At 77.4% G+C, this 1,742-nt stretch carries 2 protein-coding genes; one reads left to right on the forward strand and one right to left on the reverse strand.

Annotated features, from left to right (window positions below; genetic code table 11):
* The coding region (locus NH602_RS30605) for an ATP-dependent helicase C-terminal domain-containing protein (RefSeq protein WP_305882483.1) at window positions 1–838 on the forward strand (838 nt) is incomplete at its 5' end.
* 289 nt (window positions 839–1,127) lie between these two features.
* Here the strand turns inward: NH602_RS30605 and NH602_RS30610 are convergent.
* A partial coding sequence (locus NH602_RS30610) for a class F sortase (protein ID WP_256496161.1) occupies window positions 1,128–1,742 on the reverse strand: 615 nt, incomplete at its 5' end.

Raw genomic sequence — 1,742 nt, forward strand, 5'->3', positions numbered from 1 at the left:
CGTCGCCGTCGCCGACCGGCGCCCCGGGCAGACCCACGGCCGGGTCCGCCTCGCCGCGACCACCGACGCCGCGACCGCGCTGCGGGCCGCCGCGCCGCTGCGGGTCACCGGATCGGAGGCCGTCTGGAGCGACGGCGACGTCCGCGCCCGCACCGTCGACCGGCTCGGCGCGATCGTGCTGTCGGAGAAGCCCGACCCCTCCCCCGACCCCGGCGCCGTCCGCGACGCGCTCGTCGCCGGGCTGCGTGCCGAGGGCACCGGGCTGCTGCGCTGGACGGCGGGGGCGGTCTCCCTGCGCGAGCGGTTGGACTTCCTGCACCGGGTGCTGGGCGCACCGTGGCCCGACGTGTCCGAGGAGGCGCTGCTCGACTCGGCCGCCGATCCCGCCGGGTGGCTGGCCGGTCCGCTCGCCACCGCCCGGCGCCGCTCCGACCTGGCCCGGGTCGACGCCGGCCCCGCGCTGCGCCGCCACGTCGCCGCGTACGTGGGCGGGCTCGCCGGGCGGATCGACGAGCTGGCCCCGGAGCGGCTCACCGTCCCCACCGGGTCCCGGATCGCGCTGGACTACTCCGGCGCGGCCCCGGCCCTGCCGGTGAAGGTCCAGGAGGTGTTCGGGTGGACCGGCTCCCCGGCCGTCGCCGACGGGCGGGTGCCGGTGGTGCTGCACCTGCTCTCCCCCGCCGGACGTCCGACGGCGGTCACCGCCGACCTGGACTCGTTCTGGGACAACGCCTATCCACAGGTCCGGGCCGAGCTCCGCGGGCGCTACCCCAAGCACGCCTGGCCCGAGGACCCGCGGACCGCGACACCGGGACGGGGCACCGGGCGCCGGAGATGAGCCCCGCGCCCCGCCCGACGACCGGGTCCAGCCGGCCCGGTCGCCGATATGCAGCTCAGCGGGAGTTGTCGATCTCCACAGCCCGCTGAGCTGCATCTCGGCGTTCGTGGTGCGGCGGATCGCGGCGACGAGGACACGACAGGGAGCGCAGCGCCCGGCCCGGCCCGACGGTTCGCCGAGATGCAGCTCAGCGGGAATTGTGGATCTCCACAGCCCGCTGGGCTGCATCTCGACGAGCGCGGGCGCGTCCGGACCGCGCTCCGTGGGGCGTGGGGCGCAGACGGGCCGCTCAGCGGACCTGGTCGGCGAACACCACGACGTTGTCGACGTAGCTGCGGGCCGACCGGTCGAACACCCCGCCGCAGGTGATCAGTCGCAGGCCCGCATGGTCGAGATCGCCGTAGACCTCGGCGGTCGGGAACTCCGCCTTCGGGAAGCGCCCGACCCGGTGCACGGCGAACACCACCGACGTCCCGTCGGCGCGGTCGACGCGGATCTCGTCGCCGGGTTCGAGGGTGTCCAGGTCGGCGAAGGCGCCGGGCAGCCCCTTCCAGTCGACGTGCGCGGTGAGCACGGCGGGGCCGATCTCGCCCGGGGTCGGTGCGCCGGTGTACCAACCGACCGTGCCCGCATCCGCGGGGACCTCCATCGACCGGTCCGCGGCCAGCCCCATCGGCCGGGGCGCGGTGTCGAGCCCAAGCCGGTCGACCCGCAGCCGGATCGGCTCGGACCGCACCAGCGGCGCGGGCCCCGGCGGCAGCAACGCCCCCGGCGCGGGCGCCGGAGCGGGCACCGGGACGGAGGCGACGGCCGTCGCCCCGGGCTCGGGTGCGCCCGCGGGGTCGGCGAGCAGCAGCGCGGCGGTGAGGACTCCGACCGGCGCCAGCACCCGCGTCACCCGGCG

It is taken from the genome of Pseudonocardia sp. McavD-2-B (assembly GCF_024124365.1).
Lineage (GTDB): Bacteria > Actinomycetota > Actinomycetes > Mycobacteriales > Pseudonocardiaceae > Pseudonocardia > Pseudonocardia alni.